Raw genomic sequence first — 18147 nt, forward strand, 5'->3', positions numbered from 1 at the left:
ATATTAACTTCACAATTTTGCATAATTAGAGTATAATCGAAAGTAGTTTTTTGTAAGTTATAACCGGAAGGAGTTTATATATGGATTATAAGAATGTTTATGAAGAGTGGCTGACAAATCCTTTTTTCGATGAAGAAACAAAGGCGGAACTTAAGGCTATTGAGAATGATGAAAATGAGATCAAAGAAAGATTTTTCTCTGAACTTGAATTCGGAACAGCCGGTTTAAGAGGTGTTATCGGAGCCGGAACCAATCGTATGAACAAGTACGTTGTTGCAAGAGCAACACAGGGACTTGCGAATTATATCATTTCAAAAGGCGGCCAGGATAAGGGCGTAGCCATTGCATTTGACTGTAGAAATTTTTCTCCTGAATTTGCAGATGTTGCGGCACTTACACTTAATGCAAACGGCATCAAGGCATATCGTTTTGAATCATTAAGACCAACTCCTGAATTATCATTTGCAGTAAGACATCTTGGATGTATCGCAGGTATCAATATAACAGCAAGCCATAATCCACCTGAATATAACGGATATAAGGTTTATTGGGAGGACGGAGCACAGATAACTCCTCCAAATGATACAGGTATCATGGACTGTGTTAAAGCTCTTAAGATTGAAGATGCTAAGACAATGGATATGGATGCAGCTGTTGCGGCAGGACTTTATAATGTTATCGGTCAGGAAGTTGATGATGCATATATTGCTGAACTCAAGAAGGTAATAATCCATCAGGATACTATAGATAAATTTGGTAAGGATATCAAGGTTGTATATTCTCCGCTTCACGGAACAGGAAATATTCCTGCAAGAAGAATCCTTAAAGAAATCGGATTCCCTAATGTTTATGTTGTACCTGAGCAGGAACTTCCGGATGGTAATTTCCCAACTGTTGATTATCCAAATCCTGAAGCTAAGGAAGCATTTAAGCTTGCCCTTAAACTTGCTGAAGAAGTTGATGCAGATCTCGTTCTTGCAACAGATCCTGATGCAGACAGACTTGGTGTATATGTAAAAGATTCTAAGACAGGCGAATATATGTGCCTTACAGGTAATATGTCAGGAAGCCTTCTTGCTGAATATGAGCTTAGTCAGGTTGCTGCTACAAAGGGAATTCCTGCAGATGGAAAACTTGTTAAGACTATAGTTACAACCAATCTTGTTGATCAGATCGCAAAAGCATACAATGTTGAAGAAGAGGAATGCCTTACAGGATTCAAGTGGATCGGAAGAAGAATCCTTGCATATGAAAATGAAGGACATGGAACATATCTCTTCGGTTTCGAGGAAAGCTACGGATGTCTTATCGGAACACATGCACGTGATAAAGATGCTATCGTTGCTACAATGGCTCTTTGCGAAGCTGCTGCATTCTACAAATCACAGGGCAAGACACTTTGGGATGCAATGATTGATATGTACGATAAGTATGGATATTATATCGATGCTATCACAACTATTACAATGAAGGGTATCGAAGGAATTGCTAAGATCGGTTCCATAATGGAAGCGCTCCGTGCTGATTCACCTTCAGAGATTGCTGGTTATAAAGTTCTTGCAGTAAGAGATTATCAGAAAGATACAGTTACAGATCTTGCAACAGGCAAGGTAACATCAACAGGACTTCCTAAGTCAAATGTTATCTATTATGATCTTTCAGATGATGCATGGCTTTGTGCACGTCCTTCAGGAACTGAGCCAAAGATTAAATTCTATTATGGAGTTAAGGGTACATCTCTTGAAGACAGCAAGGCTAAATCAGATAAGTTTGCAGAAGATGTTCAGAAGCTTATCAGCAGTCTGGAATAATTAAATAAATAATTTTGTTTACTAAAATTACGTATATTTTCTTTGGGGATTTATATTATCTCTCAAAGGAAATATACGTTTTTTATTTTTGGAATTACCATAATTTTGCTCTCCTATTCCGTATATATAATATGACTACATAAGCGGAGGATGAAAATGACCCGCTTATTGAAAGTATGAAAGTGTTGGATTAAAAGTTATATGAATATCGGAAGGAGCTTTTTATGAATGAATTGAACAATCAGAATATGAATGCAAATGTGAATGTGAACCAGGGCATGAATCCGAACATGAATGCAAATATGAACATGAATTCCGTGCAGGGAGGATATGCAGGATCGAATATATATAATGGTCAGGGCATGAATCTGAATATGAACCAGGGCATGAAACCGAATATGAATGTGAATATGAACCAGGGCATGAAACCGAATATGATACAGGGAAGATACGTAAGACCGAATGTATATGAGGGTCCGAACATGAATATGATCATGAATGGCGGAGGTCAGGCATATGATCAGAAGAAAATGAGAAAAAAGTCTTCAAAGAAAATACTTGCGTATTCGATAATTGGTGCGCTTTTAGCACTGGCGCTTATTGTTTCATTTCCTCTGATCAGAAAGATGGAGGAAAATAGCAAGAAAAATAAACTTACGACATCAGAGGAAATAATCAAACATTGCGGATTTGATGAATCAACTATCAGGCATACAGAAGTTGATGGGATTGAATGTGATGAAATATTCAATAATGGCAAACGTGAGACACCATACGATCAATTGCATTTTTATGTATTTAAAAATGAGAAAGATGCAAAAAGGGTATTTGCCGGCGATATCAGAAATTACGGAGTTATAGAAGATGCAGGAGACGATTTCAGAATGGGATGGCTCAAAGATGTTTGTGATGCATCGGTCTGTGAATATGAATATATTTCCAAAAATGTTATTGTCAGCGCTGAAGTAGAGATAAGCGGAGGATGGGGAGATATTAATAGCGCCGGTAGCGGTACGGTAGATTATAGAGAAGAGCTTATTGATGTCATACGAGAGTTTTAATTTTACTAAATTCTTAAATAATCTTTATTATTAGCACTCAAAGTTGACGAGTGCTAACTTTGATGTTATAATCACTATGTTTGAAAAAATAATGATGGTCACATGGTGGCGGAATCCGGTGGCAATTTATTTAAGGACTATTTATCGGTCGCTCAAAATATTTTATTTTGAGATGGGATTCGCAACATGAAGTGATAGTGTTTATTTAAGAAGGTGACTGAGTGATGAGCCAGAAGAGAGATTTTTATGAAGTTCTGGGAATAGATAAATCAGCTGATGAAGAAGCTATTAAGAAGGCTTATCGTATACTTGCAAAGAAGTATCATCCGGATGCCAATCCGGGAGATAAGGAAGCTGAAGAAAAGTTCAAAGAGGCTTCGGAAGCTTATGAGATATTAAGTGATCCAAAGAAGCGTAGCGTATACGATCAGTTTGGTATGGCTGCATTTGAAAATGGAGGGGATCCGGGATTCGGCGGAGCCGGTGGATATTCTTCATATGGATTCAGCGGAGATCTTAATGATATTCTTGAAGGACTTTTCGGAGGCGGATTCGGCGGAGGCTTTGGAAGTTTCTTCGGAGGTGGATTCGGCGGACGGAGAGGACCTATGCGCGGACGTGATGTAAGTGCAGCGGTTACTATAACTCTTGAGGAATGTGCTAAAGGCTGTGAAAAAGTATTAAATATAAGAAATGCCGGTAAACAGGAAAGCTTAAGTGTTCAGATTCCTGCAGGTATGGAAACAGGTCAGAGAATAAGACTCAGAGGAAAAGGTGAACCAAGTCCAAATGGTGGTGAGCCGGGAGATCTTATACTTCTTGTTGAAGTAGCGGAAGATGAGAGATACAGAAGAGAAGGAATAGATATTTATTCTACTATCAGAATTCCTTTCACAACTGCTGTTTTCGGTGGCGAGGTTGTTATGCATACTCTTTACGGCGATGTAAGCTGTAAGGTTAAGGAATGCACTCAGGCCGGAACGCAGGTAAGACTTAAGGGCAAGGGTATGCCGATCATGAACAGAAATTCATATGGTGATCAGTATGTAACCATAGAGATTGATGTTCCTAGAAAAGTAAGTAAAAAGGCCAGAGAAAAACTTGCTGAATACAGAAAGATTATGGAGAATGATTAGTAATCGGCAGTATATTGATTAAAGTATTGATGATCTCCCTACAGGTATTTAGAGATACTTACCTGTAGGGAGTTTTCGTGTCTTTACTGCGTAAACTAAAGTTAGGCCATACTTGAATTAGACCTGTATATTTATTATAATTAAGGTGGTATGCGATTCGGCGGGATCATGCCGTCCGCGGATATAAATTTGACTACAGAAGGTTTGGAAAATGTCATATACAGCACTGTATCGTAAATGGCGTCCTGACAGTTTTGAAGAAGTAAAAGGTCAGGAACATATAGTTAAAACATTAAAAAATGAGGTTATCCATAACAGGATAGGGCATGCTTATCTTTTCTGCGGAACCAGAGGAACAGGTAAGACCAGTATTGCAAAGCTTTTTGCAAAGACGGTCAATTGTGAGCATCCCGTTGACGGAAGTCCGTGTGGAGAATGTGAAAGCTGTAAAGCGATTGCCAGAGGTAATTCATTCAATGTGATAGAGATAGATGCTGCTTCTAATAACGGCGTTGACAATATAAGACAGATTACTGAAGCTGTTCAATATGCGCCGAGTCAGGGTAAGTATCTTGTATATATCATAGATGAGGTTCATATGCTTTCTGCAGGAGCATTTAATGCTCTTCTTAAGACTTTGGAGGAACCACCGGAATATGTTATATTTATTCTTGCCACAACAGAGGCAAGGAAGGTTCCTGTGACCATAATGTCAAGATGTCAGAGATATGATTTCCACAGGATAAGCATTGAGACCATAACTGCAAGACTTGCTGAACTTATGGAACGAGAAGGCATAAAAGCCACAGATGAAGCACTTAGATATGTTGCGAGAGCAGCCGACGGATCAATGCGAGATGCTCTTAGTATACTTGATCAGTGCATTTCATTTAATCTCGGCGAAGAACTGACATTTGAAAAGGTACTGAATTCCATCGGTGCGGTGGATGTGGATATTTTTATCAGGATGACCGAGACCATAATTAAAGATGATATCAACAGCCTTATGGATATTGTAAATGAGGTGGTTTGGCAGGGTAGAGATCTCACACAATTTGTGTCGGATTATATATGGTTCATCAGAAATATGCTTTTCCTGAAAATATCACCGGGAGTAAGAAGTAATCTTGATATTACGGAAGAAACCGCTGAGAGACTTGTAGAACTTGGAAAAGATTTTTCAACCGATGCTCTTATGAGATATCTTGATATACTTGGGGAACTTCTTCAGGAGATAAGGATATCTACAATAAAGAGGATCACTCTTGAAATAGCGCTTATCAGAATGGTAAGACCTGAGATGCAGAGTGATATTTCGGCTGTGACCGGACGAGTTGAAAGACTTGAGAAGATCGTTTCCGGAGAAGGAGGCAGTTCTTCTTCAGAGGGTACAGGATCCCAAAGTTCAGGTGGAGCAGGTATCAGTGAAGAGGCTGTAAGAAAGCTGATAAGAGAAGAACTTGCTAAAGGTAATTATTCGGATTCTTCAGGGACAGGAAGTGCCGGTGACGGTCCTGTGAGAAGAAATAGCGATATCGACATGAATGAAGTAAGAAAGTCTTATAACGAGGCTTCGGTGGATGTGCTTCAGGATGTGGTAAATAATTGGGACAGTATTGTTAACAGGATTCCGAAGGTTTATCAGCCTTTTGCAAAAAAACTCAAGATAAGGCTTTATGGTGATAAGCTTGTTGTGGATAATGATTGGAGTGAGTATGAAGATGCTCATTCGCAGAAATTTTTCATTTCTCACATTAAAGAGATCACAAATGGAATAGCTGATATTTACAAGCGTAAGATAGTATTTTACATACGAAATAATTATAATGACGGCAGTGATTCAAAACAGGGAAAAAGTGTTAAAACCAAAGGGAAAGTTGATTTTCCGATAGATCAGGCCTGAGTTGTTTTATTTATATAAAAGTAGTTTTTTTAATCAAGGAGGATTTTTAAAATGGCAAAAAGAGGTGGATTCGGTGGCGGCATGATGCCGGGAAATATGAACAATCTGATGAAGCAGGCACAGAAGATGCAGAAGCAGATGGAGGATACACAGGCTGAACTTGAAGTTAAAGAATATGAAGCATCTGCAGGTGGCGGAGTTGTTACTGTAAAGATCAACGGTAAGAAAGAAATCACTTCTGTTAAGATAGCTGAAGAAGTTGTTGACCCTGAAGACATCGAGACTCTTGAAGAAGTTGTTATGGCTGCTGTAAATGAAGTTATCCGTATGCAGGCTGATGATGAGAGAGAACAGCTTGGTAAGATAACAGGTGGTTTAGGAGGAGGTTTTCCTTTCTAAATGGATATATATGGCGGAGAGGTTAACCGTCTTATTGAGGAGCTGTCTCATCTTCCGGGTATCGGAAGTAAGTCGGCTCAGCGCCTTGCATTTTATATAATCAATATGTCTGAAGAGAGGGCGAAGGCTCTTTCGGATTCCATCATAAATGCAAAGCGCAATATCAAATATTGTAAGACGTGTTACACTATCACGGATAAAGAAGAATGTCCGATCTGTTCATCGCCTACAAGGAATCATAAGATCATTATGGTGGTGGAAACACCGAGAGAACTTGCGGCATATGAAAGGACAGGCAAATACGAAGGCGTTTATCATGTCCTTCACGGAGTTATAAATCCGAGCGCCGGTATCGGTCCGCAGGATATAAAGCTGAAGGAACTTATGGTCAGACTTCAAGGGGATGTAGAGGAACTGATCATCGCAACCAATTCCAGTGTTGAAGGAGAAGCGACGGCTATGTATATTTCCAAGATGGTTAAGCCTGCAGGCATAAAAGTCAGCAGGATTGCAAGCGGTGTTCCGGTTGGAGGCGATCTTGAATGCATAGATGAAGTTACGCTTACCAGGGCTCTGGATGGCAGGGTTATATTATAAATGCCAAAATGTATCTGATTTAAAATGTTATTTTATAACATCTGATTTTAAGGAGAGGGAGGTACAGTATTATGTTACGTATAGGTATGCTTACAAGCGGGGGTGACTGTCAGGCGCTTAATGCAACAATGCGAGGCGTTGTAAGAGGCATTAAGACTCTGATCGGGGATGAATTTGAAATCTATGGTTTTATAGATGGATACAAAGGACTTGTTTACGGCAATTACAGAAAAATGAAATATAATGATTTTGCCGGAATATTCAACAAAGGCGGTACAATTCTCGGAACCAGCAGAATGCCGTTTAAGGAAATAGATATTCCTACGGCTGATGGGGTTGATAAGGTAAAAGCCATGAATGAGAACTACAAGAAGTTAAAGCTTGATGCACTTGTTGTTCTTGGCGGAAATGGTTCTCAGAAGACTGCCAACAGACTTTCGGAAGAAGGTCTTAATGTTATAGGTCTTCCAAAAACTATAGATAATGATATTTACGGAACTGATGTGACTTTTGGTTTTCAGAGTGCGATAGATGTTGCTACAAGATGTATCGATAATATCTATACTACAGCAGAATCTCATAGCAGAATTTTTGTTATAGAGATAATGGGACATAAGGTTGGATGGATCGCTCTTCATGCCGGTATAGCAGGTGGTGCTGATGCTATTCTTCTCCCTGAAATTCCATATGACATTAAGAAGGTTTATAAAGCCATCGAGAAAACTCAGAAGGAAGGAAAGAAGGCAATAATCATCGCTGTTGCGGAAGGTGCCATTCCTAAGGAAGTTGCAAAGCTTCCTAAGAAGGAGAGAAAGGCTGTTCTTGCCAATTCAACATATCCTTCGGTTTCGTATGAACTTGCGGATAAAATACGTGCGAAGTTTGATTCTGATGTAAGAGTTGCTGTACCGGGACATACACAGAGAGGTGGATCTCCGGACGCATATGATAAGGTTCTTTCAAGCAGGTTTGGTGCCAAGGCTGCAGAACTCATCAGAGATAAAGATTTTGGCAAATTGGTTGTCATGAAGAATAATCTTGTTGATGCTATTCCTCTTGCAGAATCTGCAGGAAAGCTCAAGGTTATCGATCCGGATGATCAGCTTGTAAAGAGTGCCAAGGATCTCGGAATCTGCTTCGGCGATTAATTATAAGAATATTGGTGACTATTTATAATGGCTGAAAAAATAATAGGTACTGTGCTTAAAGTGGCACTTTTTGTGGCACTTTTTGCTATGTCTGCATATACGGTAAATTACATATTTAATCAAAATGCAAATAAGGTTTCTGAGGAGCAGGATCTTACATCTTTGCCGGATGTTTCTGTCTACCGTGATGGAAATATCATTAATAAGATGGAAGGATATAGGACTAAGCTTGATACAAGGCTTGAACGAAATGGTATAGTTCCTATTTCTTCGGATAAGAAACTTGAGATCATTGTAGATGGTGATTTCAGTGGCAAGGTCAAGTATGAGCTTAGAGACGGCTCAGGTGAAAATCTTATTGAAGACGGAGAAATGGAATATGTCGGAACTGCAAGCCTTGATAATTCCAATGGTTTTGCGAAAGTTTCGGGCATAAATACCGGTGAAGCTGAAGGAAATGACAAGGTATATGCTATTTCCATTCGAATGGATCTTGTTGAAAGCGCCGAGTATACATTTGTGATCATTCTTAAACAGGATGATGAACAGATAAGATATTATACGAGGGTTGTAAGCTTCGAGAAGGATAATTACAGAAAGCTTCTTGACTATGCCGCTGAGTATAGCCAGAACATTTTCCCTTCAACAACATTAAATGCCGGAACCGGTGATAAGGGTAAGGAAAAGGATGAAAGTGTACCTGAGGATGATCTCTGGGTTGATATAAATCCTATGCTTGCCACTTCCATTGTTCCTCGAATTAAAGAATTTACGGAAGACACAGCTCTTATAGAATTAAAATATATTGTTAAGTCACCTGATAATGATGTTATTGTTGAATACGGTGTTTGCGATAATATTTATATTTCCTATGATGAAGAGGAAGATAAGGTAAATCTTGTCAGCAGCACAAGAAATGTAGATGAGCTTTTTGCTTCGGGAAACTTCTCTTCTGAAAGTAATCCTGACAGAAAACATTATACGGATAGAAGCAGATATATCTGGTCGGAAAATGGATATAAATGTGCATTCATTCTTGCGGGTGAATTGTGGTTTTATGACAGTAAAGAAGTAAAGGCCGCAAGGCTTTACGGCTGCGGAAGTAAGAATAAGGAAAAAGATTATTCTTTATTCAATCCTTCTGATGTGAGGATCGTATCGGTTTCAAATGATGGTGTTGTTTTATATGCTGTCGTCGGCCGAATGGACTACGGAAGATTTGAAGGTGAAAACGGAATATTCCTTTATGAATACCGCGCTGATAAGATGGAAACAAAGCTTTTGTTTCGTATTGAGTCGGACGAATCATATGAAGCTTTAAAACTTGGGCCTTCAAGATTCATCTGGTATGACGAGAAGAAGAGTGAGCTTTATACAATAATTGATGATTGTTTCAGGGTTTACAATATCAGAGACGGTAAATATACAGACATCTCTGTTAAGATGCCTCAGGACATGATATATGTTTCTGAAGAAGGTGACAGAATCGCTTATCCGGGAACTGCCGATGAAGATGGTACGGATGAAATATTCTTTATGAATATGAAAACTATGAAAACCTTCAGCTATAAAGAGCCGAATAAAAAGCTTAAGATCATCGGATTTAAGGATGATGTATTGGTATATGGTGCGGCTGAACCTGACAACATTAAAAATGGCGGTGATGGTCATCCGGTATTTACATACTCCAATATATTTGTAATTGATGATGAAGGAAGAGTTTCCAAAAATTACAAAAAGCAAAATATATTTATCAAAGATGTTGAGCTTACCAGCAATGATATTAAGCTTCAGAGAGTGGTGAAGACTGACGGTAAGTTTGAAGATACGGAAGACGATCATTTGACATATAAGGTTCATCAGAAAAGCGGCGACGGAAAGATGCCGGACGTTCTTTATGAAAGAACCAGAATGAATGAAATCGTTGTTAAAGAAAATACGGAATTCAGTATCATCACAACATGCAATCCTGAAAATAGTAACGGAAGATTTTATGTTTTCTGGGACGGTGGAATAAAGGGAAGCTTTGCCAGCATCGGAAAAGCCCTTGTTTATGCTCAGTCAAACGGTGGAGTTGTCATTTCCGGAGATAACGGATCGGTAGTTTGCGGCATAAGTAAAAGTGATCCGTTCAATACAGTTGCGGAAGATGTGGAATACATTCCTTGCCAAAGTGATGGAGAAAGTCTTGCGGTATGTGCTCTCATGAGTATGAAATATGCAGGAGCTGATATTTCCGGGGTGGACCTTAATACCATATCTGAAAAAGGATTTGTGGATGGCATAAATGAAAATAATGAAATTATAAATGGACTCAATATTTCCGGGTCGGATGTTGATACGGCCATTAGTTTTCTGAGTAACGGAAAACCTTTTGCTGTAAAGATCGAAGAAGGAAGGTTTGTACTTGTAGTAAGTTATAATGATGAAGCCATAAGATATTATGATCCTGTTCAGGATAAAGAGGTCAAATTATCAAGAAGCAGCTTCGAAAAGGAAGTAGATGCTGCAGGGCGGGAAATATATGTTTATATGTTTCGGTAACGATAGTTCACGTTTATTTCACAAAAAATACTCAACTTAAACATATATTTAGTCTATATTTATAACTGTTCCAACGAAGGATTCTATACCTTCCCCCACATTTTTTCATACCTTAAGCCGCACCCCCCAACGGTGCGGCTTTTCAAATGTCAGGATTTATTTTCTTTCTTATGTTCTTTTTTCTCGACATACATCAGTGCATCGGCTTTCTTGAGGAAGGCTTCAAGCATTGTATTCATACCATCTTCTGTAACTTTTGGAGGAACCTGAAGATGACATCCTATACTGACTGAAACAATGAATGGTTTTTTGTCATTTATGCATTTATTTTTGATAGACTCCTTGATGGTAGTACAAAGCTGTTCTGCTTTTTTATCATTGTAGTTCTTGGCGAGGATAACGAATTCATCACCGCCGGAACGTATGCATATTTCATCATTTTGTGCTGCCTCTATCATTGCGTCGCCGATTGTACGAAGACAATAATCGCCTTCTTCATGACCGTAATTGTCATTTACATATTTGAGATTGTCCATATCCAGAACGAATACCGCAAGACATGAATCGGATTCGATGCAGTCCTTATAATATCGCTTGAAATTAAGCTCGTAACCGCGTCGGTTGTAAAGACCTGTGAGAGTGTCTTTATTATAAAGATTCTCGAGGGTCAGTACGGTTTGTTTAAGTATCTGTCTTATACGGAAATTATCAAGTATGGTTCCGATATTTACGAGCCATGATTTAAGATTCTGCTGATATACATTTTCAAGCTCAGGAATAACTATGATATATCCCATAAAATATTTCAGATGATGTATCGGGAAGAAGTAGAAAGGTGAAATGTCATCTTTCATTTCGTCCGGTATGTACTGTCCTTTAGGAAGAGGACCTCTTGTTATTTTCTTGTCATTATACATTCCGCAGATAACGCTGAAGTTCTTGTTATGCAGCTCTTCCTGAGAGGTGATAACAACCTGCTTGTCCCAGTCATCCATAAGGCAGAATACAGCGCTCTTAAATCCTGTATCTCTTAGGCATATTGATTCAATCTGATTGAAGATATCTTCCTGTGATTCGGATTCCGATGTGCTGAGGATAAGGGCGGTGTTGCTCTTTGCGAGATATCCCATACCTTCAAGGTTTCTGGCATATTTTTCTCTGATATTACTCTGATTGAAAAAGTTTATAGGTTCACATCCGCATGATTGACGAGTTAAAAGATCGCCCGGTTCGTAAAAAACTTTTTCAGTAGGTATACCTTCCCATACTTTTTTAAGTATTTTGAGGCATTCCTTTCCAATCTGCTCGAAAGTCTGGCAAAGAGTTGTTATAGTAGGACTTCCGAACTGGGCCTCTTCGACATTGTCATAACCTGTAACGATTACATCTCCCGGCACCTTGTAGCCCCTTGCTTTTAAGGCATCAATTACGCCGATGGCGGTGAAATCATTTGCGCAGATTATTGCGTCCGGAAGGATACGTCCTTCAACTGTTTTATACTTTTCGAGAAGCTGCTGAACAACCGGCTCGCCGCAATCTTTCCATAATGATCCGTAGATGACACGACTGTCATCATAAGGAAGATTGTGCTTTTCAAGGCCGGCTTTAAAAGCATCTATTCTTATCTGAGTAAATGTTTCGGATGTTCTACCTGCGATATGAACCATTTCACGGCATCCGTGAACGTCATACAGGTGGTCTATAAGATTTATAAATGATTGGGTTTGATCGGTTGTTATTGTATAAGAAAAATCATATTCTTCGCCAAGGGATACGGTCGGACATTTGGCTTTCTTTTTAATATCATTTACTTTATCGAGATACATGCTCGGAAGGCATGAATCGAAAGTTATGATGCCGTCATATTCATCATAATCCGGCAGCATATATGCTACGAAATCCCCTTTATCATATTCAGTGAACTGAGTATATTCACGCGTAGTAAAATCATCATTGAAACTCGTATAGAAATACAGCTTGATATTGCTCCTCTTGGCACACTGAATCAAGCCATACTGAATCTCTTTAATCATTGGCGCGTATATCTCTGCTATGAAGACAGCGACTTTCTTTTTTTCCATAAGCAACCTTCTTTTTTCAACCCCAATTAAATCACAACTCTACACTCTAAGTATATCATATATGGTATTATTTTCAATCTTAAACTATGGGGAAATTGCTTCGGGATAAATAATTTTAAACATTTAAATTGTTTCATATTTTGTTCTGAAAAAATGTAGATTATTCAGAAAAGCTATGCTAAAATCTGTCTTGTTATAAAATCTTAGTTTGGAGGAATTGTGATGGAAAAGATACCTTTTGTTACTAAAGAACAGGTTGAAGAAATAGTTAAAAAATATCCTACTCCTTTTCATATTTACGATGAAAAAGGGATTCGTGAAAATGCAAGAAAACTTAAGCAGGCATTCTCATGGAACAAGGGATTTAAAGAATATTTTGCAGTGAAAGCAACACCTAATCCAAGTATCATAAAGATTCTTCATGAGGAAGGATGCGGAACAGACTGTTCATCTATGGCAGAGCTCGTTCTTTCGGATAAGCTTGGAATACGTGGAAATGACATTATGTTTTCATCAAATGATACACCTGATGAAGAATTTGCATTTGCGGATAAGATCGGTGCAACAATAAATCTTGATGATATTACACATATTCCATTTGTTAAGAAGGCATGCGGAAAGATCCCTAAGAGAATCTCATGCAGATTTAATCCGGGCGGAGTATTTACACTCGGCGAAAGTAAAGAAGGATTCCAGGTTATGGATAATCCGGGCGATGCTAAGTACGGCATGACAAAAGATCAGCTTTTAGAAGCTTATGCAACACTTAAAAATGAAGGTGCTGAAGAATTCGGTATGCACGCATTTCTTGCAAGTAATACTATTTCAAATGATTATTATCCTGCACTTGCAAAGATCCTTTTCAGCCTTGCGGTTGAGATAAAGGAGAAGACAGGAGTGCAGCTTTCATTCATCAACCTTTCAGGTGGCGTAGGAATCGCATACTCTCCTGATAAGGAGCCGAATGATATCTTGAAGATCGGAGAAGGTGTTAAGAAGGTTTATGAAGAAGTTCTTGTTCCGGCAGGAATGGGCGACGTAGAAATCTACACAGAGCTTGGACGTTTCATGCTTGCACCTTACGGACATCTTATAACAAAAGCTATTCATGAGAAGCATACATACAAGGAATATATCGGTGTTGACGCATGTGCATCAAACCTTATGAGACCTGCTATTTACGGAGCATATCATCATATAACAGTTCTCGGAAAAGAAAATGCACCTCTTGATCATGTATATGATGTGACAGGTTCTCTTTGCGAAAACTGCGATAAGTTTGCTGTAGACAGAAAGCTTCCTGAGATTGAAATAGGTGATTATCTTGCAATTCATGATACAGGTGCTCATGGTTTTGCAATGGGATATAACTACAACGGACGTCTTTGGTCAGCAGAGCTTCTTCTTCGTGAAGATGGAGAAGTAACACTTATTCGTCGTGCTCAGACTATCGATGATTATTTCGCAACTCTTGAAGGATTCTGGGACGTAGTCTGATTCGGAGGATGAAAAATGCTGAATATAGTTCTATATGAGCCGGAAATGCCTGCAAATACCGGGCATATCGGCAGAACCTGTGTTATCACGGGGGCAAAACTTCATCTCATCCAGCCTCTCGGATTTCATCTTTCCGAAAAGGCTGTAAAAAGAGCAGGGCTTGACTATTGGCCAAGACTGAATTATGAAGTTTATCTGGACTATAATGATTTTCTGGAGAAGAATCCCGGAGCGAAGGATAATCTGTTCTTTGCAACAACGAAGGCCAGATATCGCTATACGGATGTTTCGTTTACCGATGATTCATACATAATGTTCGGCAAAGAAAGCGCCGGCATTCCGGAGGAGATACTTGTCGACAGTCCTGAAAAATGCATAAGAATACCTATGAAACCGGGAGAAAGATCTTTGAATCTTGCTGACTCGGTGGCGATAGTAACATTTGAAGCTCTAAGACAAATGGATTTTAAAGGCCTCGAATCAGAAGGGAATCTCCATAAACTTTCATGGGATTAAAAAATCTAAAAAAATAAAAAATAAAAAATAAAACCCCCGGTATAAGACATATTTCAAAATACCGGGGGTTTGCTATATAAAGCTGTTGATCAGCTTTTGTTTTGTGAATCAAATATCATTATCTAGGGAGCTTTTCAGGTTCAGGATATGTAACACCCTTTGTATCGATAACGATGCTTTCAATCTTCTGCTCTTCGATTGGCTTGTCTCCCCAACCTGTTCTTGTTGTAGCAATCTTATCAACAATATCAAGTCCGTTTGTGACTTTACCGAATGCAGCATAAGCGCCATCAAGATGAGGAGCATCCTTATGCATGATGAAGAACTGTGATCCTGCTGAATCAGGAGCCATAGAACGAGCCATTGAAAGAACGCCTGCTGTGTGCTTAAGATCGTTCTTAAATCCGTTAGATGAGAACTCACCCTTGATCGAATATCCCGGTCCGCCTGTTCCACGTCCGTCAGGATCTCCGCCCTGGATCATAAAACCGCTTATTACTCTGTGGAAAATAAGTCCGTTATAGAATCCTTTGTTAGCTAAAGATATAAAATTATTTACAGTGTTTGGGGCGATTTCCGGATAAAGTTCGAATTCTATCACATCGCCGTTTGTCATAGTTAAAATTCCTGTTGGATTTGCCAAAATACTATCATCCTTTCTTGAAATTATTTATAAAAGATGGTAATATAATAGCATTAATGTAAAATTACTTCAAGTGTGTCCATTTTTAGAAATAAGGTGCATTTGAAAATAATCGGACGGAGTTTAATTAGTGACAGATGAAGGCAAGAAGAATTACTGTAAAGATAGTTAAGTGGATAATTTGTATTGTTGTTTCACTTATGCTTTTCGGCATGGTTAAAAGCTATGTTAAAGATGTTTACAAAGAGTATAATGATGAATATACCAGCACTAAGACAGTGGATGGTAAGGATGTAGTAGTAGAGATTCCGGTTGGAGCTTCGGATAGTGATATTGCAACTATTCTTAAGCAGAAGGGCCTTATCAAATACAAAACTGCATTTACAAGAAGACTTTCCAATTCGGAATATAGCGGAAAACTTCATAACGGAAAATTCACTTTGAATACCGGTATGAATACGCTTGATATGATGAAGGTTATGGCTGCAGAGGAAGAAATTGCGGGACCTGTTCAGAAACTCGTGGTTCCGGAAGGATTTTCTGTAGATCAGATAGCAGAAAGATGTGAAGAGCAGGATATCTGTTCAGCATCAGATTTCATAAAAGCAGTTAAGTCAGTAACATCCAGTGATTTTCCTCTTCTTGAGGAGATACCTGCATCTTCGGGAATCAGATACAGACTTGAGGGATTCCTTTTCCCTGCAACATATGATATTTACGAAGATACAACAGCAGAGTCACTGGTGAAGGAAATGCTTCAGACTTTCCTGTATCATTTCGATGATGATAAGAAAGCAAAAGCAGAAGAGATGGGACTTAGCGTTTACGAAGTAATGATAAAAGCGTCCATGGTTGAAAGAGAGTGTAAAGTCGATTCGGAAAGAAAGACAATTGCAGGAGTTTTCAATAATCGTATTGAAGAAGGTATGCTTCTGCAGATCGATCCGACGGTTCTTTATCCGTTGACGGAGGGTAAATACGATAAAGAAGATGTGACCTATGATGACCTTGAGATTGATTCACCGTACAATACATACAAGTATGAAGGGCTTCCGGTTGGGCCTATATGCAATCCGGGAGATGCATGTATAGATGCGGTTTTGGATCCGGAAGAACATGACTATCTGTATTATCATACAAGTAATAAGAATGATGGAAGCCATGTATTTAATAAAACTCTTGAGGAACATGAGAACTCGATGAGCGACGATGGCGATGAATAACATGTGGTCGGTTTAAATATCGATCATAAAATATATTTGCAAAAGGAGATCAGGAGATATGAGAAGCTTTAGTTTTACAGCTAAAAACATTGGCGATGAGCGTTACCTGACTTATGTACTCGGGGAGGGGACAGAGATTGATGAAGATGTGCTTGATTACATGGAAGAAGAGAATCTTGCAGAGCTTATCAATGTAGTTTACGAAGAAGATGATGATTATGATTATCTTACATATGATGTAAGTGGAAAGGTTGAACTTGCGGAATTCGTATCCGGAAGAAGCATCAACAAAGCACAGTTATTTACAATTCTCAGAAATGTATCTATCGGTCTTGTTATGATCAGAGAAGAGGCTATACACCTTTCATACATTTTGCTTCATAAGAAATTTATATATATTGATCCTGAAACATACAGCGTTCAGTTCTTATGCCTTCCTGTAGAAAGCGATGGCTCTATCGGAGTTGAATTCAAGGGATTCGTAAGACAGCTGATTGCCAATATGAAATTCAATGTAAATGAAGACCTCGCTTATATCGGACAGCTTCTGACATATATCAACAGCGATTCATTTAATCTTAGAGGTCTTATCAGTCTTACAGAGGCACTTATGCTTGATGCCGGAATAAGATTTGATGAGGAAGATTATATCTCTACAATCGATGGTACAGAGATAGTTAATAATGCTGAAGAAACCGAAGGTTCCGGAGTTGGCGGATACATGAACGGACTTAGCGATTCTGAAGATAATCTTCCAGAAATCGGTGATGACGATGATGAGGAAGAAGATAAGGTTGAACAGCTTCAGCTTCATGAACTTGAAGAATCCGTAAGCGGTGAAGAAGAAAGCGCTGAAGAGGAAGTTAAGGAAGAACAGCCTGCTGAGGAAAGCGGTAAGAAGAGAGGTAAGAAGAACGTTCCTAAGAATCAGGGACTTACAGAATATCTCAAGAATGAAGATATTGATGAGGTTATACCTAACAGACCTCATGTTCAGACAAAGAATATTAAGGTTAACAGAGCAGCTCTCGTTCAGAGTGCAGCCGAGGAAACTGATGGAATAGAAGTAACAGAAGAATCAAGAAAGAGAGATTCAAAGGATGAGGTAATCGAGAGCATCGATGAAGCATCAGGCGAGCAGAAGGCACCTGTACCAGTACCTGTTGTGGCTCATCCATCAGGAATCCTTTCAAATGATGCTACAATTGCCGGTACAATCGTATCAGGCGGAACACATATTAACATCAACCCATATCTTATCCGTGTAAATACAGAGGAGAAGATAGTTATCAATAAGGGTGTGTTCAAGATCGGTAAGGCCAATAGAGGTGTTGACTATTCTGTATCCGGAAATGGTGCTATCAGCAGACAGCATGCCATTATCACACATAAGGAAGATGGATATTATATCAGAGATAACAAGTCAACAAATCATACATATGTAAACAATGAGCAGGTTGAAGAAGGCCAGGAGGTATTGTTACACAATAACTGCAAGATCAAACTTGGTGATGAAGAATTTCTGTATAAAGTTGGATAATATGAAATAACGGTATTATGAGAATCCCGAAATTTGGGGTTCTCATAG

The 18147-nt window shown here is 38.9% G+C and carries 14 protein-coding genes; 12 read left to right on the plus strand and 2 right to left on the minus strand.

Features of this window, described 5'->3' with window-relative positions; all coding sequences use genetic code 11:
* Positions 1–80 precede the first annotated feature (80 nt).
* The 8 genes from B5D25_RS01630 to B5D25_RS01665 all read left to right on the plus strand — a co-directional run bounded on the left by B5D25_RS01630 (position 81) and on the right by B5D25_RS01665 (position 10599).
* Entirely contained in the window at positions 81–1811 is a 1731-nt protein-coding gene (locus tag B5D25_RS01630; protein WP_078785996.1) for a phospho-sugar mutase, read from the plus strand.
* A 224-nt stretch (positions 1812–2035) separates the two neighbouring features.
* Complete coding sequence (locus tag B5D25_RS01635) at positions 2036–2872, plus strand: hypothetical protein (protein ID WP_078785997.1); 837 nt, start codon at positions 2036–2038, stop codon at positions 2870–2872.
* A gap of 224 nt (positions 2873–3096) precedes the next feature.
* Entirely contained in the window at positions 3097–4008 is a 912-nt protein-coding gene (locus tag B5D25_RS01640; RefSeq protein WP_078785998.1) for a DnaJ C-terminal domain-containing protein, read from the plus strand.
* A gap of 211 nt (positions 4009–4219) precedes the next feature.
* Positions 4220–5911 carry a DNA polymerase III subunit gamma/tau gene (gene dnaX, locus B5D25_RS01645; RefSeq protein ID WP_078785999.1) on the plus strand — a complete coding sequence of 564 codons (1692 nt, stop codon included), beginning with the start codon at positions 4220–4222 and terminating at the stop codon, positions 5909–5911.
* Between the two features lie 51 nt (positions 5912–5962).
* Complete coding sequence (locus tag B5D25_RS01650) at positions 5963–6310, plus strand: YbaB/EbfC family nucleoid-associated protein (protein WP_078786000.1); 348 nt, start codon at positions 5963–5965, stop codon at positions 6308–6310.
* Complete coding sequence (gene recR / locus B5D25_RS01655) at positions 6311–6907, plus strand: recombination mediator RecR (RefSeq protein WP_078786001.1); 597 nt, start codon at positions 6311–6313, stop codon at positions 6905–6907.
* 71 nt (positions 6908–6978) lie between these two features.
* Complete coding sequence (locus B5D25_RS01660) at positions 6979–8055, plus strand: 6-phosphofructokinase (RefSeq protein ID WP_078786002.1); 1077 nt, start codon at positions 6979–6981, stop codon at positions 8053–8055.
* A gap of 27 nt (positions 8056–8082) precedes the next feature.
* A complete protein-coding gene (locus B5D25_RS01665) occupies positions 8083–10599 on the plus strand; it encodes a hypothetical protein (RefSeq protein WP_078786003.1) in 2517 nt (838 codons plus the stop codon).
* A gap of 149 nt (positions 10600–10748) precedes the next feature.
* Here B5D25_RS01665 and B5D25_RS01670 read toward each other — a convergent pair whose 3' ends face one another.
* Complete coding sequence (locus B5D25_RS01670; protein WP_078786005.1) at positions 10749–12680, minus strand: substrate-binding and GGDEF domain-containing protein; 1932 nt, start codon at positions 12678–12680, stop codon at positions 10749–10751.
* A 222-nt stretch (positions 12681–12902) separates the two neighbouring features.
* On the opposite strand from B5D25_RS01670, the gene B5D25_RS01675 reads away from it, so the two are divergent.
* Both B5D25_RS01675 and B5D25_RS01680 read left to right on the plus strand, forming a co-directional pair.
* Complete coding sequence (locus B5D25_RS01675) at positions 12903–14177, plus strand: diaminopimelate decarboxylase (protein WP_078786006.1); 1275 nt, start codon at positions 12903–12905, stop codon at positions 14175–14177.
* Between the two features lie 15 nt (positions 14178–14192).
* A complete protein-coding gene (locus tag B5D25_RS01680; protein WP_078786007.1) occupies positions 14193–14693 on the plus strand; it encodes a tRNA (cytidine(34)-2'-O)-methyltransferase in 501 nt (166 codons plus the stop codon).
* Between the two features lie 118 nt (positions 14694–14811).
* On the opposite strand, the gene B5D25_RS01685 is transcribed toward B5D25_RS01680, so the two are convergent.
* A complete protein-coding gene (locus B5D25_RS01685; protein WP_090168433.1) occupies positions 14812–15309 on the minus strand; it encodes a peptidylprolyl isomerase in 498 nt (165 codons plus the stop codon).
* Positions 15310–15473: 164 nt separating this feature from the next.
* Here B5D25_RS01685 and mltG point away from each other — a divergent pair, with 164 nt between their 5' ends.
* Together mltG and B5D25_RS01695 are read left to right on the plus strand one after the other, a co-directional pair.
* A complete protein-coding gene (gene mltG, locus B5D25_RS01690; RefSeq protein WP_078786010.1) occupies positions 15474–16559 on the plus strand; it encodes an endolytic transglycosylase MltG in 1086 nt (361 codons plus the stop codon).
* Positions 16560–16617: 58 nt separating this feature from the next.
* Entirely contained in the window at positions 16618–18099 is a 1482-nt protein-coding gene (locus B5D25_RS01695; RefSeq protein WP_078786011.1) for an FHA domain-containing protein, read from the plus strand.
* The last annotated feature ends 48 nt before the right edge of the window (positions 18100–18147 follow it).

It is taken from the genome of Eubacterium ruminantium (assembly GCF_900167085.1).
Taxonomy (GTDB): domain Bacteria; phylum Bacillota; class Clostridia; order Lachnospirales; family Lachnospiraceae; genus Eubacterium_Q; species Eubacterium_Q ruminantium.